General features: G+C 75.0%; 25 protein-coding genes and 1 tRNA gene. 7 read left to right on the forward strand and 19 right to left on the reverse strand.

From position 1 onward, the window contains the following. Nucleotides 1-196: 196 nt before the first annotated feature. The 4 genes from ACU616_RS24295 to ACU616_RS24310 all read left to right on the forward strand — a co-directional run bounded on the left by ACU616_RS24295 (nt 197) and on the right by ACU616_RS24310 (nt 3,959). Nucleotides 197-1,150: a CapA family protein gene (locus ACU616_RS24295; protein ID WP_446760962.1), complete on the forward strand. Its 954-nt coding sequence runs from the start codon at nt 197-199 to the stop codon at nt 1,148-1,150. 553 nt (nt 1,151-1,703) lie between these two features. Continuing rightward, nucleotides 1,704-2,096: a hypothetical protein gene (locus tag ACU616_RS24300; RefSeq protein ID WP_446761466.1), complete on the forward strand. Its 393-nt coding sequence runs from the start codon at nt 1,704-1,706 to the stop codon at nt 2,094-2,096. A gap of 47 nt (nt 2,097-2,143) precedes the next feature. Then, entirely contained in the window at nt 2,144-2,674 is a 531-nt protein-coding gene (locus ACU616_RS24305) for an IS630 family transposase (RefSeq protein WP_446760963.1), read from the forward strand. 379 nt (nt 2,675-3,053) lie between these two features. Continuing rightward, complete coding sequence (locus tag ACU616_RS24310) at nt 3,054-3,959, forward strand: asparagine synthase C-terminal domain-containing protein (protein WP_446760964.1); 906 nt, start codon at nt 3,054-3,056, stop codon at nt 3,957-3,959. A 362-nt stretch (nt 3,960-4,321) separates the two neighbouring features. On the opposite strand, the gene ACU616_RS24315 is transcribed toward ACU616_RS24310, so the two are convergent. From ACU616_RS24315 to xylA, 10 genes are all read right to left on the reverse strand, one after another. Further along, on the reverse strand, nt 4,322-4,723 hold the full coding sequence (locus ACU616_RS24315; protein ID WP_446761529.1) for a transposase: 402 nt from the start codon (nt 4,721-4,723) through the stop codon (nt 4,322-4,324). Continuing rightward, nucleotides 4,686-5,228, reverse strand: coding sequence for a helix-turn-helix domain-containing protein (locus tag ACU616_RS24320; protein ID WP_446760965.1), 543 nt, complete (start codon nt 5,226-5,228; stop codon nt 4,686-4,688). The genes ACU616_RS24315 and ACU616_RS24320 overlap by 38 nt, the downstream gene beginning before the upstream one ends. Nucleotides 5,229-5,519: 291 nt before the next feature. Beyond that, nucleotides 5,520-5,593 (reverse strand) — tRNA-Pro (locus ACU616_RS24325). 75 nt (nt 5,594-5,668) lie between these two features. Then, nucleotides 5,669-6,550: an alpha/beta fold hydrolase gene (locus ACU616_RS24330; RefSeq protein ID WP_446760966.1), complete on the reverse strand. Its 882-nt coding sequence runs from the start codon at nt 6,548-6,550 to the stop codon at nt 5,669-5,671. Between the two features lie 62 nt (nt 6,551-6,612). After that, complete coding sequence (gene der / locus ACU616_RS24335) at nt 6,613-7,962, reverse strand: ribosome biogenesis GTPase Der (RefSeq protein WP_446760967.1); 1,350 nt, start codon at nt 7,960-7,962, stop codon at nt 6,613-6,615. Continuing rightward, complete coding sequence (gene cmk / locus ACU616_RS24340) at nt 7,959-8,702, reverse strand: (d)CMP kinase (protein WP_446760968.1); 744 nt, start codon at nt 8,700-8,702, stop codon at nt 7,959-7,961. The genes der and cmk overlap by 4 nt, the downstream gene beginning before the upstream one ends. Before the next feature lie 44 nt (nt 8,703-8,746). Continuing rightward, a complete protein-coding gene (aroH, locus tag ACU616_RS24345) occupies nt 8,747-9,109 on the reverse strand; it encodes a chorismate mutase (protein ID WP_446760969.1) in 363 nt (120 codons plus the stop codon). A gap of 120 nt (nt 9,110-9,229) precedes the next feature. After that, a complete protein-coding gene (locus ACU616_RS24350; protein ID WP_446760970.1) occupies nt 9,230-10,144 on the reverse strand; it encodes an aldose 1-epimerase family protein in 915 nt (304 codons plus the stop codon). Then, nucleotides 10,141-11,541, reverse strand: a complete 1,401-nt coding sequence (gene xylB / locus ACU616_RS24355; RefSeq protein ID WP_446760971.1) for a xylulokinase — start codon at nt 11,539-11,541, stop codon at nt 10,141-10,143. Before xylB ends, ACU616_RS24350 begins: the two co-directional genes overlap by 4 nt. Nucleotide 11,542: 1 nt before the next feature. Then, on the reverse strand, nt 11,543-12,733 hold the full coding sequence (gene xylA, locus ACU616_RS24360) for a xylose isomerase (RefSeq protein ID WP_446760972.1): 1,191 nt from the start codon (nt 12,731-12,733) through the stop codon (nt 11,543-11,545). Nucleotides 12,734-12,799: 66 nt separating this feature from the next. On the opposite strand from xylA, the gene ACU616_RS24365 reads away from it, so the two are divergent. Continuing rightward, entirely contained in the window at nt 12,800-13,999 is a 1,200-nt protein-coding gene (locus ACU616_RS24365; protein ID WP_446760973.1) for an ROK family protein, read from the forward strand. 76 nt (nt 14,000-14,075) lie between these two features. Here the strand turns inward: ACU616_RS24365 and ACU616_RS24370 are convergent, their stop codons facing one another. The 8 genes from ACU616_RS24370 to ald all read right to left on the reverse strand — a co-directional run bounded on the left by ACU616_RS24370 (nt 14,076) and on the right by ald (nt 20,991). Further along, nucleotides 14,076-14,387, reverse strand: a complete 312-nt coding sequence (locus ACU616_RS24370) for a DUF559 domain-containing protein (RefSeq protein WP_446760974.1) — start codon at nt 14,385-14,387, stop codon at nt 14,076-14,078. Nucleotides 14,388-14,499: 112 nt separating this feature from the next. Beyond that, a complete protein-coding gene (locus ACU616_RS24375) occupies nt 14,500-15,348 on the reverse strand; it encodes a pseudouridine synthase (RefSeq protein WP_446760975.1) in 849 nt (282 codons plus the stop codon). Nucleotides 15,349-15,469: 121 nt separating this feature from the next. Next, nucleotides 15,470-16,321 carry an SMC-Scp complex subunit ScpB gene (scpB, locus tag ACU616_RS24380; RefSeq protein ID WP_446760976.1) on the reverse strand — a complete coding sequence of 284 codons (852 nt, stop codon included), beginning with the start codon at nt 16,319-16,321 and terminating at the stop codon, nt 15,470-15,472. Continuing rightward, on the reverse strand, nt 16,318-17,166 hold the full coding sequence (locus tag ACU616_RS24385; protein WP_446760977.1) for a segregation and condensation protein A: 849 nt from the start codon (nt 17,164-17,166) through the stop codon (nt 16,318-16,320). The genes scpB and ACU616_RS24385 overlap by 4 nt, the downstream gene beginning before the upstream one ends. Nucleotides 17,167-17,227: 61 nt before the next feature. Continuing rightward, on the reverse strand, nt 17,228-17,737 hold the full coding sequence (locus ACU616_RS24390; RefSeq protein WP_446760978.1) for a hypothetical protein: 510 nt from the start codon (nt 17,735-17,737) through the stop codon (nt 17,228-17,230). 73 nt (nt 17,738-17,810) lie between these two features. Continuing rightward, entirely contained in the window at nt 17,811-18,719 is a 909-nt protein-coding gene (locus ACU616_RS24395; protein WP_446760979.1) for a ParA family protein, read from the reverse strand. Between the two features lie 200 nt (nt 18,720-18,919). Continuing rightward, the gene (locus ACU616_RS24400) at nt 18,920-19,897 is read right to left on the reverse strand and encodes a site-specific tyrosine recombinase XerD (protein ID WP_446760980.1); all 978 of its coding nucleotides are present in this window, start codon (nt 19,895-19,897) and stop codon (nt 18,920-18,922) included. Then, nucleotides 19,876-20,991, reverse strand: a complete 1,116-nt coding sequence (gene ald, locus ACU616_RS24405; protein WP_446760981.1) for an alanine dehydrogenase — start codon at nt 20,989-20,991, stop codon at nt 19,876-19,878. Before ald ends, ACU616_RS24400 begins: the two co-directional genes overlap by 22 nt. 179 nt (nt 20,992-21,170) lie before the next feature. Between ald and ACU616_RS24410 the strand changes: the two genes are divergently transcribed. Both ACU616_RS24410 and ACU616_RS24415 read left to right on the forward strand, forming a co-directional pair. After that, nucleotides 21,171-21,812, forward strand: coding sequence for a hypothetical protein (locus tag ACU616_RS24410; RefSeq protein ID WP_446760982.1), 642 nt, complete (start codon nt 21,171-21,173; stop codon nt 21,810-21,812). 47 nt (nt 21,813-21,859) lie between these two features. After that, nucleotides 21,860-22,558, forward strand: a complete 699-nt coding sequence (locus ACU616_RS24415; protein WP_446760983.1) for a hypothetical protein — start codon at nt 21,860-21,862, stop codon at nt 22,556-22,558. A gap of 90 nt (nt 22,559-22,648) precedes the next feature. On the opposite strand, the gene ACU616_RS24420 is transcribed toward ACU616_RS24415, so the two are convergent. Then, the gene (locus tag ACU616_RS24420) at nt 22,649-23,248 is read right to left on the reverse strand and encodes an NUDIX domain-containing protein (protein ID WP_446760984.1); all 600 of its coding nucleotides are present in this window, start codon (nt 23,246-23,248) and stop codon (nt 22,649-22,651) included.

Below are 23,248 nucleotides of genomic sequence, written 5' to 3' on the forward strand. Positions count from 1 at the left end.
GGCCTCGGCGAAAACGCTCCGGCCGCTGCTGACCGTGGTCCTCACCGTGATGACCACCGCCTGCTCGCCCGGTGGCCCTGTCGAACCGTCCACGGACCAGGGGCCGGCGTCCAACACCTCGGGCGGCGCGTCCGCCGACCAGGCGACGCCTCCCGCGGAGGCGGGAGAGTCTGGGGATCAGTCCGCGCTCACGAGTGTGGAGGTCAGAGCCGTCGGCGACGTCATCATGGGGGCGACGCCGGAACTGCCTCCCGACGATGGCCGCCACGTGTTCGACGCCGTCGCTGAGGAGCTCACCGGCGACGTCGTGCTGGCCAACCTGGACCAGGCCCTCACCGACATCGCGACGTCGACCAAGTGCGGCGCGACCAGCAGTGCTTGCTTCGCCTTCCGGACACCACCGTCGTATGCCCAACGGCTGCGCGAGGCGGGGTTCACCGTCATCAACCTGGCCAACAACCACTCCCACGACTTCGGCGACGCGGGCCTGCGTGACTCGCAGGCCGCGCTGACGGCGGCGGGTCTGCACTACACGGGCATGCCCGGGCAGGTGACCCTGCAGAACGTCGGGTCTCTGCGGGTGGCGATCCTCGGTTTTGCACCCTACGGCTGGGCGCAGAGCCTGCTCGACATCCCCGCCGCACAACAGCTCGTCGGTCAGGCCGCCGAGCAGGCCGATGTGGTCCTGGTGACCATCCACGCCGGCGCGGAGGGTGCCGACCAGTCCCACGTCCGCCCGGGCCCGGAGATCTTCCTCGGCGAGAACCGAGGGGATGCCATGGCCTTCTCCCGTGCGGTGATCGACGCCGGCGCGGACGCGGTCCTGGGTGCCGGTCCGCACGTGCTGCGGGGCATGGAGTGGTACCGCGGCCGGTTGATCGCCTACAGCCTGGGCAACTTCACCGGCTACCGCACCCTGTCCAACGACGGCCCGGCGGGCGTCGGCGGGATCCTCACGCTACGGCTGGCCGCCGATGGAACCTGGAACTCCGGCCGGCTGGTCGGCACCGTGATGGTCGACCCAGGACTCGCCCAGATCGATCCCGGCCAGCACGCCCTGAGCGTGGTGCGGGACCTGTCCCGCACCGACTTCGGTGCCTGCGGCGTCGACCTCTCCCCCACCGGCGAACTGAGTGCACCCACCTGCTGACACCCAGGCCACCCCGCAGGCCTGGCCGGCTTGCTCACGAGGCGAGACAAGGACCAGCCACGCTTCCGCTGCCCTCCTTGGTCTCCTGGAGCGCTGCAACGCCCCGGCTCTCCATCGCCCACGAGAACTGCGGGCTCTCATCGCTTCTGTGAACGCTCAACACAATCTGCATGGTAGGACCGCCGAGCGTCCACTGAGGTGACCCCGAAGTCCCACCAGGGGACTCATGTAAAGTATGCAAACTTCCGAAATCTCGCGCGTGGGGTTTCCTTCCAATGCGCAACTACGATCAAAGCGACTGACCCGCCGCTGAGTAAATCGTTCATCGGGTGCCAGCCCCGCTGACACCGGTGAGGATCAGTCTTGTCCAGTCCTTACGCATACCGCATCCCCGGGATTTATCGCTTCCCCCATTCTGCGCTTCGGCACACGTGCTCGTCGAGGCTGCCCCAAGCGCTACAAGATGAGCAAAGAGCTCAGCAGCGAAGCGAGGTCCTCACAGCGGTGTGCTGGTTGCTTGGTGGAGTAGGCCTGAGGCATGCGGGCGTACTCGATGGATCTGCGTGAGCGGGTCGTTGCCGCAGTCGATGGCGGGATGACCCAGGAGCAGGCGGCAGTGACCTTCCGGGTGTCGGTGAACACCGTGGGCCGATACCTGGCCCGGCGGCGGAACATCGGCAGTCTGGCCCCGACCGCGCAGCGGCACGGGCCGGTGCCGGAGAAGAGGCAGCAGCTGCAGGCCTGGCTGCCGGATAGGCTGGGCGCGGCGGCCGATGCCACCCTGGCCGAGCATGTCAGCGCCTTCGCCAGCCAGCGGGGCGTGGTGGTGTCGGCGGCGACGATGTCGCGGGCGATCGCCGCCCTGCCGGCCGACGATCCCGATCAGGCGCTGACGCCGCGCGGACGGCGGCGGCGGCCGGGCCGGCCGCTGAAGTCAAAAGCCTGAGCGCCACCGAGCGCGACGAGACCGCGCGCGCCCGGTGGCATCGCGAGGTGGCTACCACCGACGCGGCCCGGCTGGTGTTCGTCGATGAGTGCGGCACGCACATTTCGATGACCCGCCGCCGGGCCCGCGCTCCGCGGGGCACCCGGGCGGTCGGGGCGGTGCCGCGCAACCGCGGGCCGGTGACCACGTTGATCACCGGGCTGGCGCTGTCGGGCATGAGCCCGGCGATGACGGTGGAGGGCGGCACGACCGCGGCGGTGTTCGCCGCCTATCTGCAGCAGGTGCTGCTGCCGGCGCTGCGGCCCGGGCAGGTGGTGGTGGTCGACAACGTCGGCGCGCACAAGCCTGAGCGGATGCGCGCGCTGGTCGAGGCCGCGGGATGCCGGCTGGTGTTCCTGCCGGACTTCTCTCCGGTGGAGGAGGCTTTCAGCAAGATCAAGGCCCTGGTGAAAGCCGCCGGCGCGCGCACCCGCGCGGCCCTGGACGCGGCCATCGCCGTGGCGCTGGCCGCGGTCACCGCCACCGACGCCGCTGGCTGGTTCGCCCATGCCGGCTACTCCACCCACCAAGCCACCTGAAGACCGCTGTCAGTGTGTCGGCTCATGCTGTTCGCCGGTTCTGACCTTCGAGCCGGCACACGTCGGAGCGGGCGCCGGCTGGCGGTTCTGGGCGGGGCGGAGGGAGCCGCACACGGGGCAGTAGAAGGCGATCAGCGCGCCGCCGGCCGGTGGGCGGGAGGGGTCCTCAGCGTCGTGCCGGTCCACCACCATCAGCATCCTCTGCCTGATTCACGAGATGGGTCGGTGCCTGGCACGCGGTGCCGGCCGCCGTCGAACCCCCAGCGGACCCTGAGCCGTGCCGCCGCGGCCGGTTGCACGACCGTCAGATGACGTCCGGCTTCCGGTCGCCCAGCCCGGCTCCGGTACACGTGGAGTAGCGCCATCTGACGAGCTCGGCGTGCGTGAGGGCGGCTGCTACGCAGTCGATGCGGGCGTCGAGGTGTGGCTGGGCGCCGTCGACGGCCGCCTCCCTCGCTACTGCGTGGCCTTCACCGTGGGCGCGGAGGGCAGCGAGGACCTGACCTACGCCCGGAGGCTCACCGCCGACCTCGGGGTGCCGCACGTCGTGGTCCCCGTCCGGCCGCGGGAGCTGAGCCTGCGCGACGTGCGGGAGGCGATGCGCGTCTCCGAGCTCACCGAGTACGGCGACATCATCAACGCCGTCGTCTCCCAGCGACTGTTCGTCGCCGTCCACCACGCCGGCGTGAAGGTGGTCCTCACCGGCGACGGCTCCGACGAGCTGTTCGGTGGCTACACGATGTACCGCCGGATCGGTGATGCCGACCGCCGCCGGCTGTTCCTGCACAAGATCGCTCACCTCAGCCGTACGGAGTTGCAGCGCGTCGATCGCACCTCGATGGGTAACCGGGTCGAGGCGCGGGTGCCGTTCCTGGACGTGACGATGCTCGACCTCGCCATGCGGATCCCGCAGGAGCTCAAGTACCGCGACGGCTACGAGAAGTGGATCGTGCGGCACGCCTTCGCCGATCTCCTCCCCGACTACGTCGCCGCCCGGCACAAGAACCCGATGTCGCACTCCAGCGGGCTGCACGAACGGATCCGGCTCTTCCGGCCGCTGTTCCCGCGCCTCTACCGCAGCCTCGGCTACCAGTGCGCCGCGCCGCTGCAGCGTGACTTCTCCGAGGTGCTCAGGGAGCACGATTACGACCTCGACGCCGCCATCACCGCGGCCCGGACCCCGCGCGACCTCACGCTCGGCGAACACGTCCGTGACCTCGCCGGAGCGCTGCGCTGGAATCTCGCCTCCCTCGTGCGCCGACCCGTTCGCACGACCAGCACGTGACCGGGACCGCACGCCCGGTCCCGGTCCGACGCCGAGTCGTCGCACAGCAACTCCGTGGCGCGGACGCCGGCTGACGAGCCGACCTGACGCGGCAAGCCAGCAGTTCTGCGACAGGGCCGCCAGCAGTCAGCGCCGAACCGTGCCACCTGGATCAGCGGATCGCACACCTCGACGTGCCGCGCTCTAACGACCTATAAGGGCGGGTGTTACAAGAACGGTCCGAACTGGAGCCCCGTACTGGCGAGGAAGCCGGCCAGCAGCCCGAAGCGGTACTGCATCCGTCTCAGCCGCGTCTTCACCAGCGCCGTCAGCTCGGCGATGGTGTGCTTGGTCAGGTTGGCCAGCGAGCGCTTCAGATGCGACTACACCGGCTCGACGGGGTTGAGCTCGTGGGCGTAGGGCGGCAGCCGGTAGACCGTCAGCCACGGCCGGGCGGCGATCAGTTCGGCCATGGCCTTGCTGGCGTGGGTGCTCAGGTTGTCCCAGACCAGCACGATCGGCCCGCCCAGCTGCTGATGGGCGGCGTCGAGCAGGCGGGCGTAGTCGGCCTCGGTGAACCCCTTGCGCCCGCCGCGTCGGCCGCGGTGGGTGCGGTAGATCAGCCGGGGCCGCTGCCCGGGCTTGACCGCGACCAGGGCGGCCACTGACACCCGCGGGCTGATCGCCGCGGTCACCCGCACCACCGGAGTCCGACCGCGGCGGCCCAGGTGCGCCCCTTCGGCGGCCTCAGCCCCTGACCGGACTCGTCTTCGAAGACCAGCCAGGCGCCCAGGTCCGCCGCGGTCCTTTTATCTGCGGCCAGCTCTCCTCCCGCCAGGCGGCGATCTGCTCCTCATCCCGCTCCGCCGCGCGCCGCGCGGGCACCTGCACGCTCCAGCCGAGGCGGTGCAGCAGCAGGTCGAGACCGGGCAGGGTGTACTCCACGCCGAACCGGGTGTGCACGACCGCGGCGGTGCGCGCCAGCGTCCAGCACTGATCGGCCCAGCCCCAGGCGGCCGGGCCGGCCTCCAGCAGCACCTGCAGCTCCTCCAGTTGCGCCGGGGTGAGCCGGCAGCGTGCCCCGCCTGGGCCTTTCGAGGCCAGGGCCGGGCGACCGCCGGCGGCCAGCGCGCGGCGCCAGCGGTTGACCGACATCCGGGTCACCCGGAACCGGGCCGCCACCTCGGCGTCGGTGGCGCCCTCCTCGATCCACTCCGCGGCCTGAAGCCGCACCTTCTCCCGCCGGGCGCACTCCTCGGCAGTGAGCCCGCCACCCTGGGGATACCTCATGGGTACGGCATAGCGCGCGCCGCGCCGGCTGTCAGCAGACTACGGAACTCCCGCCATTAATGATCATTAGCGGCACCGACGCCGAGCGCCCAACCCATCTGCGCATCGACCGCGGGCGGCCACAGCGCCCGAACTCATGCGGCCGCTCCTGGAGACAGACGGATCGCTGGGCCACCTCGACGAGTGAGGGAGGCCTAATGGTGGTCAAATAGGTGGTCAACCGCCTCCCGAGAGCGGTCAGGGGCCGTTCCGGATCTCTCCGGACACGGCCCCTGACCTGCGGTTTCACTGTCGGGCTGACAGGATTTGAACCTGCGACCCCTTGACCCCCAGTCAAGTGCGCTACCAAGCTGCGCTACAGCCCGAGCGCCGGGCGGCTCGCACCGCCCGATCGCTGCAGGAGCAGGTTACCGCACCCGGTCCCGGTGTCCGTCCGGTGGTCAGCCGCCCGTCGGCACCCGGTCCCCGGCAGCCAGGACCTCCCGCAGCTTCTCGGCCACGGCGTCGACGTCCGGAGGCTCGCCGTGGCCGGCGTCGAGGAAGCTGCCGTGGTCGCCGGGGAACACGACCGGCGCCATCCCCAGCCGCTCGGCGACCGCCTCGCCGCCGCGGTGCGCCAGCTGCCCCGCCGAGCGCTCCCCGACCGCGACGACGATCTGCGTCGATGCCGCCCGCAGCGCCTCGATGTCGTGCTCGTGGTGGGTCGAGGACACGATGTTCTGCCCCAGCAGCACGTCGTCGCGGGACCCGTCGTCCTCGGTGGGCAGGCCGAACACCGCGGGGTCCGGGACCGGCCGGGCGGCCCAGTCCTCGGGGACCGGCCCGGAGTGCATCACGAGCGCGATGAACTCGGCCATGCCGGCGCCGAAGCCACGGGCCAGGTAGGTCTCGTGCACGTGCCGCGAGGCGGCCAGCGCCGCCTCGCGGTCGGGCAGGAGCGCGGCCGCCGGCGGCTCGTGCGCCACCAGCGTCCGCACCTGCTCCGGGTGCCTGGCCACCAGCGCCAGCGCGTTCCCCGCTCCCCCGCTGGTGGCGAAGACGTCGACGGGTCCGGCGTCCAGCGTCGTGATCAGCCGGGACAGGTCGTCGGCGTGCTCCTCCGGCGTCGACTCGTTCGCGCCGTCGGTGCGCCGGCTGCGGTCGGCCCCGCGCGGGTCGTAGGTGACGACCGTGCGGTCGGGGAAGCGCGCCGCCAGCGAGGCCAGACCCGAGGCGCCCATCGGCGAGGCGATGAGCAGCAGCGGCGGACCGTCCCCCGGTCGGACGTCGTAGGTGATGACGGCTCCGGCCGTCTCGAGCGTGTGCGTCTGCGGTGCGGTCATCTCGGCCTCCGGGTTCGTGGGATCGCGCAGTGGAGACGCGCCCCGGAGGCCGGACTCATCGGTCAGCCGCGCTGCTTCGCACTCCCCCGGCCCTCGCGGACCTTGACCGAGATGTCGATCGGCGTCCCGCCGAAGCCCCACCGCTCGCGCAGCTTGCGCTCGAGGAACCGCCTGTAGCCCGCCTCCAGGAACCCGGTGGTGAACACGACGAACCGCGGCGGCCGGACGTCGGCCTGCGTCACGTACTTGATCTTCGGCGCGCGCCCGCCCCGGGCCGGCGGCGGCGTCTCCATCACCAGCTGACGGACGTAGGCGTTGAGCTCCGCCGTGGGGATCCGCGTCTCCCACGAGGCCAGCGCGGCTCGCAGGTGGTCGGCGAGCCTGCCGACGCCGCGGCCGCTGACCGCCGAGATGTTCACCCGCGAGGCCCACCGCACGCGGGCGAGGTCGCGCTCGACCTCCCGCTCCAGCTGGGCGTGCCGGTCCTCGTCGATGGCGTCCCACTTGTTGAACGCGATGACCAGCGCGCGGCCAGCCTCGATCACCTGCGTGATCACCCGCTGGTCCTGCTCGCTGATCACCTCGTCGGCGGCCAGCAGGACGACGGCGACCTCGGCGGCCTGGATGGCGGCCTCGGTGCGCAGGCTGGCGTAGTACTCCGTGCCGCTGGCGGTGTTGACCTTGCGGCGCAGGCCGGCGGTGTCGACGAACCGCCACTCCTCGCCGCCGAGGGTGATGATCGAGTCGACCGGGTCCACGGTGGTGCCGGCGACGGAGTCGACGACGGAGCGCTCCTCCTTGGCCAGCCGGTTGAGCAGGCTGGACTTCCCCACGTTGGGCCGTCCGACCAGCGCCACCCGGCGCGGACCGCCCTCCTCCGGCTCCCCGCGCGGCGCCTCGGGCAGCGCGTCGAGGACCAGGTCGAGCAGGTCGCCGGAACCGCGGCCGTGCAACGCGCTCACCGGCTGCGGCTCCCCCAGGCCCAGCGACCACAGCTCGGCAGCGGCGGCCTCGCTGCGCTCGTCGTCGACCTTGTTGGCGACGAGGATCACCGGCCGGTCGCTGCGGCGCAGGATGCGCGCGGCCGCCAGGTCGGTGTCGGTGGCCCCGACCTGGCTGTCGACGACGAGCACGACGACGTCGGCGGTGCGCATCGCGTGCTCGGCCTGCCGGCTGATCGAGGCACCCAGCCCGTCGGCCCGCGGGTCCCAGCCGCCGGTGTCGGTCACGGTGAACCGCCGACCGTTCCACAGCGCCTCGTAGGAGATGCGGTCGCGGGTGACCCCCGGGACGTCCTGCACCACCGCGGCCCTCCGGCCCAGGACCCGGTTGACCAGCGTCGACTTGCCCACGTTGGGCCGTCCGACGATCGCCACCACCGGCAGCGGAGCGCCGGCCCCCTCCTCGCTCACGAGCCCACCTCCACTGCCGAGCAGGCCAGCTCCACCACGCGGTCGACCACCTGGTCCCGGTCGAGGTCGGTGCTGTCGACCACCACCGCGTCGGCGGCCGGCCGCAGCGGGCTGTCCGCGCGCCTGCTGTCGTACTCGTCGCGGCGGCGCAGGTCGGCGGCCAGGTCGGCGACCTCGTCGGGGGTGGTGAGACCGAGCTGGGCCGCCCGCCGCTGCGCGCGGGCCTCCGGCGCGGCGGTCAGGTAGACCTTCACCGTCGCGTCGGGCAGCACCACGGTGCCGATGTCGCGGCCCTCGACGACAACGGCGTCGGCCGCGGCCACCAGCGACCGCTGCTGGTCGACCAGCCGCCGGCGCACCGCGGGCACCGCCGAGACCGCCGAGACGGTGCGGGTGACCTCGGCGCCGCGGATGCGCACCGCGACGTCGGTGCCGTCGACCTCCACCCGCTCGGTGTCGGCCGCCGTCCCCACCTCGATGCGGGTGCCGGCCACCACATGGGCCACCGCCTCGGCGTCCTCCGGGTCGACCCCGGCGTCGAGCACGGCCACGGTGGCGGCGCGGTACATGGCGCCGGTGTCGAGGTAGGACGCGCCCAGCCGGGCGGCCACCGCGCGCGCCACCGACGACTTGCCCGTCCCCGACGGCCCGTCGAGGGTCACCTGCCCCCGGAAGCCGCCCACCGGGCTCAGTGCGCGGTCACCCCGCGCCGTGGTCGCCGCTCGCTGGCGCTCGCTCACTGCGCGATCACCCCGCGCAGTGGTCGCCGCTCGCTGGCGCTCGCTCACTGCGCGATGTCCCGTCGCAGCGCCACGGCACCCCGCAGGTACACGTGCTGGATCTCCGCCCGCGGCTTCGGCGTCTCCACGTGCGCCATCAGCCGCAGCACCCGCGGCAGCGCGTGCGGCACGGAGATCTCGGTCGCGCACATCAGCGGCACGTCGCCCATACCCAGCTCGCGGGCGGCGAGCGCGGGGAACTCCGAGACGAGGTCGGGGGTCGCGGTGAACAGGATGCTGATGATGTCGCCGTGGTCGAGGCCGTTGCGCTCGACCACCGTGCTCACCAGCTCCCGGGTGGCCTCGAGGACCTGGTCGCGGTCGTCGGCGTCCACCTGTGTCGCGCCCCGGATGGCCCGTACGGCCACGTGCACCCTCCTCGGTCGGTCCCGGCTCCCGTTCCGGGGTGCCCGGTCGAGTCTAGGTACCTCCCGCCACCGCCCTCCCCGTGGCAGCCGCGGGCACGACGAGCGGCGCCTCGGGGCGGGTCAGAGCGGGCGGATGCCCCAGGTCGACGTCGTCGACTCCCCCGGCGCCAGCCGGACGACCGCCTCCCCGGAGCGGAAGGCGTCCGGCGGGCAGGTCATCGGCTCGACGGCCAGCCCCTGCCGGCGGCGGGACGCCGGCTCGACGACGTCGCCGCTGAACAGCTGCAGGTAGCGGTAGGAGGCGTCCAGCCAGACGGCGGCGCCACGGCCGTCGCGGCCCACCAGCCGCACCTCGGCCACCCCGTCGGCGTCGCGCGCGAGGTCGGTGAGGCAGTCGTCGAGGCGCAGGCCGCCGATCCGCCGGCCGGCGCGCAGGTCGTACGGCGTCCCCTCGACCGGCTCGGTGCCCAGCGGCAACAGCCGCTCGTCCGGGGTGATCCGGGTGGCCGCCGGCACGGTGAGCTCGTCGCCGTCGAGGCGTCCGCCCGGCGAGGCCAGGTAGGGGTGGTGGCCCTCGCCGTAGGGCAGGTCGGTGTCGCCCTCGTTGGTCGCCGTCGTCGTCACCCGCAGCCCCCCGACCGACAGCGCGTAGGCCACCTGCAGCCGCAGGGCGAACGGGTAACCCGGCTGCGGGAACAGCACGTGCTCGAGGACGACGGCGTCCTCCGCCCGGCCGGCCACCCGCCAGGCGGCGTACCGGACCAGGCCGTGCAGCGCCGTCCCGCGCTCGGGCTCGGTCACCGGCGTGACGTGCCGGGCGCCGTCCCAGGACCAGACGCCGTCGCGCAGCCGGTTGGGCCAGGGGGCGAGCACCTGCCCGCGGCAGTCGGCGGCCATCTCGCCGGGCCCGTACCCGTCGACGACGTCGCGGCCGCCGGCCCGGTAGCTGCGCAGCCCGCCGCCGACCTCGACGACCACGGCCTCGGCGTCCCCGGCGCGCAGGACGTGCTGCTCGCCCGTCGGGAGCACGCTCACCGCGCGCGGCCGGCGGTGAGGTCGCGGACCTCGGCGTAGCGCTCGCGGACGAACGGCACCGGGTCGGCCTCGAAGGTCTCGGTGCTGGTGGCCGGCCACACCGGCGCGGTGTCGCCGCCGGCGAGCACCCACGCGGCCTGCCGGGCCGCGCCGTCGGCGACGTACTCCCCCGGCGGCGGCACCAGCACGGGGACGCCGAGGACGGCCGGCGCGAGCCGGCGGACGGCCTCGGAGCGGGCGCCGCCGCCGACCAGGAGGACCCGCCGCACCGGGTTGCCCTGGGCGGCGATCGCCTCCAGCCCGTCGGCCAGCCCGCACAGCAGCCCCTCGACGGCGGCGCGCGCCAGGTGCGCCGGGTCGGCGGTGCCCAGGGTCAGGCCGTGCACCGCCCCGGTGGACCAGGGCCGGTCCGGGGTCCGCTCCCCCTCCAGGTAGGGCACCAGCACCAGCCCGCCGGCCCCGGCCGGCGCGGACAGCGCCAGCCGGGACAGCTGCTCGTGGTCGACGCCGAGCAGCCGCGCGGTCGCGTCGAGGACGCGGGCGGCGTTGAGGGTGACCACCAGCGGCAGGAAGTTGCCGGTGGCGTCGGCGAACCCGGCGACGGTGCCCGAGGGGTCGGCGCTGGGCGTGGTGGAGACGGTGGAGACCACCCCGGAGGTGCCGATCGACAGGACGACGTCGCCGGGCTCGGCGTTGATGCCCAGCGCGGCGGCGGCGTTGTCGCCGGTGCCCGGGCCCAGCGCGGCGCCGGTGGTCGCCGTCCCCGCCCGCTCGGCCGGGCCGAGCACCCGCGGCAGCACCGGGGTGCGGCCGAAGGCCCGCCGCAGCAGGTCGGGCCGGTAGGCCTCCTCCGCCGGCGACCAGTAGCCGGTGCCGCTGGCGTCGCCGCGGTCGGTGACCAGGGCGTCGAGGCCGGGCCGGCCCGCCAGCACCCAGGTCAGCCAGTCGTGCGGCAGGCAGACCGCCGCCGTCCGGTCGGCGTTGTCCGGCTCGTGCTCGGCCAGCCAGCGCAGCTTGGTGACGGTGAACGACGCGACCGGGACCAGCCCGACCGCGTCGGCCCACGCCTGCCCACCGCCGAGCTCGGCGGTCAGGTCGGTCGCCGCCTGCGCGGAGCGGGTGTCGTTCCACAGCAGCGCCGGCCGGACGACCGCGCCGTCGGCGTCCAGGCACACCATCCCGTGCTGCTGGCCGCCGACGGCGACCGCGGCGACGTCGTCGAGACCGCCGGCCTCGGCGATCGCCGTCCCCAGCGCCGCCTCCCAGGCGGCCGGGTCGACCTCGGTGCCCTCGGGGTGCGGCGCCCGGCCCTCGCGGACCAGGGCGCCGCTGTCGGCGTCCCGCACCACGACCTTGCACGACTGGGTCGACGAGTCGACCCCGGCCACCAGGGTCATGTCAGCGGGCGCCCAGCAGGTGCTCGAGCGCGAGCTGGTCGATGCGCACGACCCCGGCGCCGCGCCGGGCGACGGTGTCGGCGTCGAAGTCCTCGAACGCCGAGCGGTCGGCCAGCAGGTCCTCGAAGGTCTCGCCCTCGGCCAGGGTCGGCTGCCGCAGCTCGGGCACGCGGGCGGCGGCGAGCGCCTCCTGCACCTCGGGGTCGGCGCGGAAGGCCGCGGCCCGCTCCTTGAGCAGCAGGTAGGTGCGCATGTTCGCCGCGGCCGAGCGCCACACGCCGTCCATGTCCTCGGTGCGCAGCGGCTTGTAGTCGAAGTGCCGGGGGCCGTCGTAGGACGGGCCGCCCTGTGGGCCGCCGTTCTCCAGCAGGTCGACGGTGCTGAAGGCCTGCAGCAGGTCGCCGTGGCCGAACACCAGGTCCTGGTCGAACTTGGGCCCGTGCTGGCCGTTGAGGTCGATGTGGAAGAGCTTGCCCAGCCAGATCGCCTCGGCGATGCCGTGGGTGAAGTTCAGGTTCGACATCTGCTCGTGGCCGACCTCGGGGTTGATGCCGACGAGGTGCGCGTGCTCGAGCCTGGAGATGAAGGCGATGGCGTGCCCGACGGTGGGCAGGAAGATGTCGCCGCGGGGCTCGTTGGGCTTGGGCTCCAGCGCGAAGCGCAGGCCGTAGCCGCGGGCCTCAGAGTAGGCGGCCAGGGTGTCGATCGCCTCGGCGTAGCGGTCGAGCGCCGCGATCAGGTCCTTGGCGGTGTCGACCTCGGTGCCCTCGCGGCCGCCCCACAGCACGTAGGTCTGCGCGCCCAGCTCGGCGGCGAGGTCCATGTTCCGCATGACCTTGCGCATCGCGTAGCGGCGCACCTCGCGGTCGTTGGCGGTCAGGCCGCCCTCCTTGAACACCGGGTGGGTGAACAGGTTGGTGGTGACCATCGGCACGACCAGGCCGGTCTCGTCCAGCGCCGTGCGGAAGCGCTTGACGTGCTCGTCCCGCGCGGTGGTGTCGCTGCCGAAGGGGATGACGTCGTCGTCGTGGAAGGTCACGCCGTAGGCGCCCAGCTCGGCCAGCTTGTGCACCGACTCGACCACGTCCAGGGCAGGGCGGGTGGCGTCGCCGAACGGGTCGCGCGCCGGCCAGCCGACCGTCCACAGGCCGAAGGTGAACTTGTCGTCGCGGGTGGGCTGCAACGCGCTCATGGGGATCCCTCCATCGGATTTGTATTGCCGTAGAACATAACCCCCGGACCCGGTTAGTCTCAAGAGGTGACGACGACCCGGCCGCAGCCCAGCGTCGCGCGCCAGTCGACGCTGCGCAGCACCAACCTGGCGCTCGTGCTGCGGACCGTCTGCGCCGCGGACACACCGCCGTCGCGGGCCGACGTCGCCACCCGGGCCGGGACGACGCGGGCGACCGCCACCCGGCTGGTCGACGACCTGGTCGCCGGCGGCCTGCTCGACGAGGGCGCGCGGCCGACCCCGTCGGGTCCCGGCCGGCCGGCCACGCCGCTGCTGCCCAGCGCGCGCACCGGCGCCCTGGGCCTGCAGGTCGACGCCGGGCTGCTCGCCGCCCGGGTGCTGGACCTGCGCGGCCGGGTGGTGGCCGAGCACGTGGAGGAACGGGACCTCGCCGGCGCCGACCCCGAGCCGACGCTGGCCCGGCTCGGCGCGCTGGCCACCGAGGTCGTGTCCGGGGCCGGAGGGGTGCGGCTGGCCGGGGCCGGGCTGGCACTGCCGGGCCTGGTCGACGCCGGGAGCGGCGTGCTGCTGCAGGCACCCAACCTCGGCTGGTCCGGCGTCCCCGCCGCCGACCTGCTGGCCACGCACCTGCCGGGCGGCCTCACGCCGCTGCCCGGCAACGAGGCCGACCTGGCCGCCCGCACGGTCGCCGAGGCGGCGCCGGGGCGGCCGGGCCCCCTGCGGGACTTCCTGTACCTGTCCGGGCAGATCGGCATCGGCGGCGCCGCCGTCCTCGACGGACACGTCGTCGGCGGCAGCGCCGGGTGGGCCGGCGAGGTGGGCCACGTGTGCGTCGACCCGGCCGGGCCGGCCTGCCGCTGCGGCTCGACCGGCTGCCTGGAGCAGTACGCCGGGCGGCACGCGCTCATGGTCGCCGCCGGGCTGGCGCGCGACGCCCCGCCGGCGGAGCTCGCCGCGCGCGTGGCCGCGGGGGACGCCGACGCCGAGCGGGCCGTGACCGCGGCGGCCGACGCGCTGGGCGTGGCGCTCGCCGGGGTCCTCAACGTGCTCGACCTACCCACCGTCGTCCTCGGCGGGCAGCTGGGCGCGCTCACCGGGCTGCTGCGCCCGCGGGTCGAGCACCTGCTGGGGCGGCGGGTGCTCTCGGCGCGGTGGCGCCGCATGGACGTGCGGGAGGCCTCCGCGCTCCCGGCCGCCGGGGCGACGGGGGCGGCCCTGCGGGCGCTGGACGGCGTCCTGGCCGACCCCGCCCGCTGGATCGACTGACCACCGCGCCCCCCTTAACGTGATCATCGGCGGGTGGCTGTCACCGTCCGCGGGTCGGGCCGCCGTTCACCGATGATCACGGGGAGCCGGGGCGCCGGCCGCGGCTGACCGGGGCCCGGCGGGTGCGCTCGACGACCACCGTGGGCGACTCCGCGTGCCGCGCCGCGAACCGCAGCACCAGCCAGCCGTCGGCGGCCACCGGCGAGCAGCGGTCGACGTCCCTGCCGAACTGCTCGAACCCGGCGTGCTGGCGCCCCTCGTACTCGATCAGCACGCGCTCCGGCTCGTGGCCGAGGTCGCCGTGCGCGACGACCCGCCCCCGGCCGTCCCGGATCCCGAGCTGCGGCCGGGGGTCGGGCAGCTCGCCGGCCAGCAGCCGGTACCGCACCAGGCTCTCCGGCCGGGACACCGCGGCCGGCCCTGGTGATCATCGACGGGTGGCTGCCCGGCACACCGACGAGGACAGCCAGGTGCCGGTGATCACGGGGAAGGGGCGTCCCCTACAGGCCGACGAGCTCCTCGAGGGCGCCGACCTCCTGGCGGGTCAGCCGGCGGATCGAGCCGCTGCGCATCCGCTGCAGCTGCACCGGGCCGACCGCGGTGCGGGTCAGCCGCGACACCGGCAGACCGACGTGCGCCAGCAGCCGGCGCACGATGTGCTTGCGGCCCTCGTGCAGGACCACCTCGACCACCGACTGCCCGGCGTGGGTGTCGACGACGGAGAAGGAGTCGACCTTCACCGGGCCGTCCTCGAGCTCCACGCCCGCACGCAGCCGGCGGTGCACCTCGCGGGACACCGAGCCCGACACCTGCGCCAGGTAGGTCTTCTTGACCCCGTAGGAGGGGTGGGCCAGGCGGTGGGCCAGTTCGCCGTCGTTGGTCACCAGCAGCAGGCCCTCGGTGTCCTGGTCGAGCCGACCGACGTGCACCAGCCCGGGGGCGAGGTCGCCGACCATGTCGCCGATCGTGGGGCGCTCGCGGTCGTCGCTCATCGCGGTGAGCACGCCGGAGGGCTTGTTGATCGCATAGGTGACGCGGTCGTCGCGCAGCTCGATCCGCCGCCCGTCGACGGCGATCTTGTCGGTGGCCGGGTCGACCCGCATGCCCTGCACCACGACGGTCCGGCCGTTCACGCTGATCCGGCCGCGGTCGATCATCTCCTCGCAGACGCGGCGGGAGCCGACGCCGGCGCGGGCGAGCACCTTCTGCAGCCGTTCCCCCTGGCGCTCCTCGGGTGCGGCGGCGGGCTCGCGGTCGGCGGGGTGGGCCGGGGCGAGCTCCATGTCCTCCGACCAGCCCTCGCCGGCCGGGGTGCCGGGGAGCTCGTCGGGGTGCGGGGCGGTGGTCATCGCGACCAGTCTCCCACCCCCGCGCGGACCGGCGGACGGCGCCGACGGCGGCTGTGCGGGTGGTGCTCGTGCGGTGCCGGTCCTGCGGTGCCCGCAGTGCGGGAGGAGCACCGGCGACGGGTCAGCCCTCCGGCAGCTGCTCGGCGGCGACGGCGGCGGCGTCGGGCAGCAGCGGCGCCAGCGGGGGGAGCTCGTCGAGGCCGGTCAGGCCCAGCCGCTCCAGGAACAGCGGCGTCGTCCCGTACAGACCGCCGCCGCTGTCGGGGTCGGTGCCCACCTCGGCCACCAGGCCGCGGGCGAGCAGGGTGCGCATGACGCCGTCGACGCCGACCCCGCGGATCGCCGACACCCGGGCGCGGGTCACCGGCTGGCGGTAGGCGATGACGGCGAGCGTCTCCAGCGCGGCCTGGGTCAGGCGGGTGCGCTGCCCGTCGGCCAGGTGGCGCTCGACCACCGGGGCGAACTCCTCCCGCGTGTAGAGCCGCCACCCCTCCCCCACCCGGCGCAGCGTGATGCCGGCGCGGCGGGTGTCGTAGTCGGCCGCGAGCTCGCCCAGCGCCGTCCGCACGCGGGCCGGCGGGCAGCGCAGCGCCCCGGCGAGGGTGGCCTCGTCGACCGGGCCGTCGGCGACGAACAGCAGCGCCTCGAGCCCGCCGCGCAGCTCGCCGGGGTCGAGCTGCTCCTCCGGCTCGGGCGCCGGCGGCAGCTCGAACAGCGCCGGCGGCTCCGGCCCGGTCGACCCGGCGGTCGGCCCGGGCGTCGGCGTCGGCCCGGGTTCGGCGGGCACCGGCGGGGGCTCGGCGTCGGGCACCGCCGGCCGCTCGGCCACCCGGGCGGCCAGCTCCGCGGCGACGGCGTCCCAGACGGCGGGGTCGGCGTCGGGGCGCCCGGCCGTCTCCTCGCGGGTGGCCGCCAGCTCGGCGGCCAGCGTCTCCCAGGAGATGGGGCCCCGCTCGTCGTCCGGGCTCGTCACGAGGCCTCCTCCCGGTCGTCGTCCCCGGGCCCGCCGTCCCCGAGGTCGGCCACGGCCGGGACGGCGGCCGGGCCGGTCCACCGCACGTGCAGCTCGCCGAGCGGCGTCAACTGGGTGAACGTGACGCGCTGCTGCCGGTAGAGCTCGAGCAGGGCGAGGAAGCGGGCGACGACCTCCATCGTCGTCGAGCAGTCCCCGGTCAGCGCCCGGAAGCTGAGCGTGCCCGAGCCGAGCAGCGCGCTGCGGACGGCGAGCAGCTGCTCGGCGACGCTCACGGCCGGGGTGTGCAGGTGCGCCACGCCGACCGTCGGCGGCTCCTTCGGGGCCAGCGCCCGCGCGGCCAGGGCGGCGAAGCGCTCGGGCGTGACGCCCAGCAGCACCTCGGGCAGCAGCCCGGCGAAGCGCGGCTCCAGCGGCACCTCGCGGGCGTAGCGGCCGACGGCGCCGCCCTCGCGCTCGCGCAGGAACGCGGCGGCCTGCTTGTAGGCGCGGTACTGCAGCAGGCGGGCGAAGAGCAGGTCGCGCGCCTCCAGCAGCTCGAGGTCGTCCTCGTCCTCGATCTCGGCGGCCGGCAGCAGCCGGGCGGCCTTGAGGTCGAGCAGGGTGGAGGCGACGACGAGGAACTCGCTGGCCTGGTCGAGGTCGAGCTCGTCGCCCATCGCCCGCAGGTGGGCGATGAACTCGTCGGTGACCACCGACAGGGCGATCTCGGTGACGTCGAGCTGGTGCTTGGCGATCAGCTGCAGCAGCAGGTCGAACGGGCCCTCGAAGTTGGTGAGCCGGACGGTGAAGCGCGCCGGGTCGGCCCCCGGGCGCTGCGCCACCGCCTGCGCTGCACCGTTCACGGAGGGCAAGGCTACGGCCGGCCCCCGACAGATCCCGCCATTCGCGCGCGGACGGCGGGCCTCAGCCGCGGAGGCGGCGGACCAGCACCGAGTCCTCGCCGTTGTCGGCCAGGTCGGCGAGCAGCACGGTGATCGCCTCGCGCACGATCCGGCCGCGGTCGGCGGCCACGCCGTGCTCGGCGCGCAGCGACAGGCGGGCGCTCTCCAGCGCGAGCAGCTCCTCGGCGGAGATGTAGACGGTGATCTTCTCGTCGTGCCGTGTGCGGGCGCCCCCGACCGGGCGGGCGGCCTTGCCCCGGGTGCGGGCACCGGGGGCCGACGGCGCCGGGGCGACCGGCGCGCGGTAGGCGGCCAGCGGGTCGGCCTGCCCGCCGCCGGGGACCAGCGTCAGGCCGGCGCCGCCGGGAGTCGGCTCCTCGTCCGGCACGGCGGCCACCCGCCGGTGGGCCGACCGCAGCGCCGAGGAGGTGGTGGCCGACCTCAGGTCGGGCAGCTCGGTGACCTCCGCCGCGGGCGTGTCGGTGCGCCGGAACAGCTCGTCGGCACCGGGCAGCACCGGACGGCGCGTCACGCGACCTCCTCGCCGGCGCTCGTCGGACGCGCTCCGCGACGTCCGCCGCACGGGGGTGAGCTCGGACGCCCGCTCACAGCGCGATCACCTCCTTGGCCAGGTCGCGGTAGGCGGCCGCGCCCGAGGAGGTCGGCGCCCAGGTGGTGATGGGCTGGCCGGCGACGGTGGTCTCCGGGAAGCGGACGGTGCGCTGGATGACCGTCTGGAACACGGTGTCGCCGAAGGCCTCGACCACCCGGCTGAACACCTCCCGGCAGTGCACGGTCCGGGAGTCGTACATCGTCGCGAGGATGCCGGAGACCTCCAGCGACGGGTTGAGCCGCTCCTTGACCTTGTCGATCGTGTCGACGAGCAGCGCCACGCCGCGCAGCGAGAAGAACTCGCACTCCAGCGGGATGACCACGCCGTGCGCGGCGGTGAGCGCGTTGACCGTCAGCAGGCCCAGCGAGGGCTGGCAGTCGATGAGGACGTAGTCGTACTCGTCGCGGACGGAGTCCAGCGCCCGCAGCAGCGTCTGCTCGCGGGCCACCTCGCTGACCAGCTGCACCTCGGCGGCCGACAGGTCGATGTTGCTCGGCACCAGGTCCAGGCCGGGCACGTCGGTGCCCACGCGGACGTCGGCCAGTGTGGTGTGCCGCTCCATGAGCGCGTTGTAGACGGTGCGCTCGAGCTGCTGGGCGGGCACGCCCAGGCCGACCGACAGCGCGCCCTGCGGGTCGAGGTCGACCAGCAGCACGCGGCGGCCGTACTCCACCAGCGCGGCGCCCAGGTTGATCGTCGACGTCGTCTTGCCGACGCCGCCCTTCTGGTTGCACATCGCGATGACCTGCGCCGGGCCGTGCCGCTCGAGGGGCGGCGGCTCCGGGAGCCGGCGCTGCCGTGCGCGCGCGGGGTCCAGCTTCGAGGCGGCGGCGCCCATCTCGGTGCCGCCCTCGGCCGGGAGCACGAGGGCCTGTCCGGCCACGTCCCCTCGGATCGCCATGGGTCGCCCTTCCTCCGGTGCCCTGCCGGCGGTGCCGGCCGCGGGCAGCCGTCCTGTCCGCTCGGGTCGTCACCGACGGTAGGGACGCCGACCCGGATGGCGCGGGAGGACACGCCGGGGATGGCGAGTGTTGCCGTTGTCCCCGGGCGGCCACCGCGCCGCCGTGGGCAACTTGTGCCGGAGCAGTGCCCGGTCGGTCGTCAGCTCAGCGCGCGCGGGTGGCTGCTGGCGTAGACCTCGCGCAGCCTGTCGACCGTCACCAGCGTGTACACCTGCGTCGTGGTCACCGAGGCGTGGCCGAGCAGCTCCTGCACCACGCGGACGTCGGCGCCGCCGTCGAGCAGGTGGGTGGCGAAGGAGTGCCGCAGCGTGTGCGGGGAGACGTGCTGCGCCAGCGCGGCGTCGCCGGCCCGCTCGGCCGCCGTCCGCAGGATCGCCCAGGCGCTCTGCCGCGACAGCGGCCCGCCGCGGGCGTTGAGGAACAGCCGCCCGCCCCGGACGCCGCCCCGCCCGGCCGTGGCCAGCGCCGGGCGAGCGCGGACGAGGTACTCCTCGACCGCGCGCAGGGCGTAGCTGCCCACCGGCACGATCCGCTCCTTGCCGCCCTTGCCGGCCAGCCGCACCACCGACTGCCCGCGGTCGAGGTCGTCGACGGCCAGGCCCACGGCCTCGGAGATGCGCGCGCCGGTGCCGTAGAGGACCTCCAGCAGCGCCCGGTCGCGCAGCCCGCGCGGGCCCTCGAGCGAGCCCGCCGCCTCGATGAGGGCCACCACGGCCTCCACCGGGATCGCCTTGGGCAGCCGCCGCGCCGGCGCCGGCGGGCGGACCTCGGCGGCGACGTCGCCGGGCACCAGCCCGTCGAGCAGGGCGAACCGGTGCAGGCCGCGGACGGCGACCACCGCGCGCGCCGCCGACGTCGCCGACAGCGGCGGGTGCTCGTCGTCCCCGGCGCGCAGCGCGGCCAGGAAGCCGGAGACGTCGCTCTCGGCCACCTCCCCGAGCCCGCGCACGCCGGCGTCGGCGAGGAACCGCGCGTAGCGGCGCAGGTCGCGGCGGTAGGAGGAGATCGTGTTGGCGGCCAGGCCCCGCTCGACGGTGAGGTGGTCGAGGTAGCCGGTCACCACCCGCTCGACGTCGGGCGGCGCAGCGGTCGCGGTCAGGTGAGGACCTCCTCCCACGGCACGGCGTCCATCCCGTGCGCGTCGGCCACCTCCGGCAGCACCACGTGGCCGGCCACGACGTTGACGCCGTGGGCCAGGGCCGGGTCGGCGCCCACCGCGGCCCGCGTGCCCTGGGCGGCCAGGGCCATGACGTAGGGCAGCGTGACGTTGGTGAGCGCGTGCGTGGAGGTGTTGGGGACGGCGCCGGGCATGTTCGCCACGCAGTAGAACACCGACTCGTGCACGCGGAAGGTCGGCTCGTCGTGTGTCGTGGGCCGGCTGTCCTCGAAGCACCCGCCCTGGTCGACGGCGATGTCGACGAGCACCGAGCCGGGCTTCATCCGCTTCACCAGGTCGTTGCCGACCAGGGTGGGCGCCTTCGCCCCGGGCACCAGCACCGCGCCGATGACCAGGTCGGCGTCGAGCACGGCGCGCTCGACCTCGTAGGAGTTGGACGCGACGGTCTGCAGGTGGCCCTGGTAGATCCGGTCGGCGGCGCGCAGCTTGTCGATGTCGCGGTCGAGGACGACGACCTCGGCCTGCATGCCCAGCGCGATCGCCGCGGCGTTCATCCCCGACACCCCGGCGCCGAGGACGACGACCTTGGCCGCGTAGACGCCCGACACCCCGCCGAGCAGCACCCCGCGCCCGCCGTGGGCCCGCTCCAGGCTGTGCGCGCCGACCTGCGGCGCCATCCGCCCGGCCACCTCGCTCATCGGCGCCAGCAGCGGCAGCGCGCCGTTCGCCGTCTGCACGGTCTCGTAGGCGATCGCGGTGGTGCCGGAGGCGACCAGGGCCTCGGTGCAGGCCCGCGAGGCGGCCAGGTGCAGGTAGGTGAACAGCGTCTGCCCGGCGCGCAGCCGCCCGTACTCCTCCTCCACCGGCTCCTTGACCTTGAGCAGCAGGTCGGCGTCGGCCCAGACGTCGTCGGCGCTGCCGACGATCCGCGCGCCCGCCGCGGTGAAGTCGGCGTCCGGGATGGACGACCCCTCCCCCGCGCCCGCCTCGACGAGCACCGTGTGACCGGCCCGGGTCAGCTCGGTGACCCCGGCCGGGGTCAGCGCCACCCGGTACTCCCTGTTCTTGACCTCTCGGGGCACCCCGACGTGCATCCGATCGCTCCCGTCCGTGCGGCCGGGCCGAGGTCGTCGGTCCGCGCCAGCTCCTGGGTCGTGCTGCTGCGGCCGCCTTGGTGGGGCGGCTCCGGCCGGAGCCTAGCCAGCGCCCGCGCTGCCGCCACCGCGCGCAGCCCCGACGATGGCCGGGGTCACCCGCCCGGAGGAGGTCCCTGATGCGCCTGTACGCCGCCCGTCCCGACCGCCGGCTGCGCCAGGTCCTCGCCGACGCCGGCGTGCTCGCGTGGGCGGTGCTGTGGGTGCTGGTCGCGCGGGTGGTGCACGGGGCGGTGCTCGTGCTGGCCGAGCCCGGCCGCGCGGTGGAGGACCTCGGGACGTCGGTGGCCGACAGCATGGGCTCGGCGGCGTCGGCGGCCGAGGACGTGCCCGTGGTCGGCGACGAGCTGTCGGCGCCGTTCGACGCGCTCGGGGACGCCGCGGGCTCGGTGAGCGGGGCCGGGCAGTCCGCGCAGGACGCCGTCGGCACGCTGGCCACCGTGCTCGCCGTCGTGCTGGTGGTGCTGCCGGTCGGGTGGCTGCTGGCGCGGTGGCTGCCGTGGCGGCTGCGCTGGGTGCGGGAGGCCGCGGCGGTGGCGCGGATGTCGGGCGGCCCGGGCGACCTCGAGCTGCTGGCGGCGCGCGCCGTCGCCACCGCTCCCCTGGCCCGGCTGGCGGCGCTGCCGCCGGGCACCGGCGCCGCCTGGCGGGCCGGCGACCCCGGCGCGGTGCGCGCGCTGGCCGCGCTGGAGGCCGCCCGGCTGGGGCTGCGGCTGCCCGATCCCGGCCCGGGTGCCACCGCGCCCCCGCTCTCGGGTTGAGGTCCCCGCCCCGCGTGCCGATGTCCCCGCTGAGCCAGGAGGTGGGCGTGGGACGGACGGGACGCAGCCGGGCGCGGTCGCGGCGGCGGGGGCGCTCCGGCCCCTCGGCCGGCGGGATCGCCGGTGGGGTGCTGGTCGCGACGGCGGTCGGGCTGGTGACGCTGTCGGCGCCGGCGACGGAGATCGCCGCGCAGGTGACCGCCTCCTGGGCGCCGTTCCGCAACGCGGGGACCGCCGACGGTCCCGAGCCGGCCCCGGTGGTCGAGTCGCCGGAGGCCTGGACCGGCGTGCCCGACCCCGTCGTCGACACCCCGGTGCTCGCCGTCCCGGCGCCGCGCCGGCTGCAGGTGGAGCTGCCCACGCCGCTGGTGCCCCACGGCGAGCCGCTGCAGACCACCCCGCCACCGGCCCGGTGCGGCGGGTACGGCAGCCTCCGGCAGGTCCCGCCGGGTGTGGTGCCCGGCGCGGGGTCGGCCACGGTGAGCTGGCAGGCCGACGGCCGGGACGTCGTCCGGGGCTACCGGTTGACGGCGGTCAGCCAGCAGCTGGTGGCCGGTGAGCAGCCCGCGCCGCCGCAGGTGACCGTCGGCCAGCGCGCCGGCTGCGGCGAGGTGACCGCGGCCCTGGGCGGCCTGACCGGCGGGGTCCCCTACGTGTTCTGGCTCGAGGAGCTCGTCCTCGACGAGGACACCGGCGTCACCGAGTACGTGCAGATCGGCTGGTCCAGCCCCGTCGTCATCGGCTGACCTGCGCCGTCCGCGCGAGATCTGCACAGTGGCGCCCTCCAGGCCGCCGAAGCGCGCCAGTGTGCAGATCTCGCGCGCGGATGCAGGTCGCTAGGTCGCGTCGACGGGGCGCAGCCGCGTGCCCGCGGCGCGGTGCTGGGCGGCGGCGAGCAGGCCGACGACGGCGGCCGAGTTCCGGATCGACCCGTCGAACACCCGCTGCACGGCCTCGGCCAGCGGCACGGTCTCGACGGTCATGTCCAGTTCCTCGTGCTCGACGGTGAACCCCTCGGGCCGGTCGACGTCGGAGAGCCCCTCGGCGAGGTAGACGAGCACGAGCTCGTCGCAGAAGCCCGGCGTGCTGTACGTCGTGGTGAGCAGCGACCAGCGCTCGGCGGCCATGCGCACCTCCTCGGCGAGCTCGCGCTGGGCGGTGAGCAGCGGCGCCTCGCCCTCCGCGTCGCGCAGGCCGGCGGGCAGCTCCCACAGGTAGCCGCCCACCGGGTGCCGGTACTGCCGCAGCAGGACGACGTCGCCGTCGTCGGTCAGGGCGACGACGGCGACCGCGCCGGGGTGGCGGACCACCTCGCGCACGCTGTCGCCGCCGCCGGGCATCGCCACGGTGTCGCGGACCAGGGTGATGACCCGGCCCTCGTAGACGGTCTCGGTGCCCAGCACCCGGTAGTCGCCCTCGGCGGCCGGCTCGCTCAC

This window comes from Geodermatophilus sp. URMC 62, assembly GCF_052931475.1.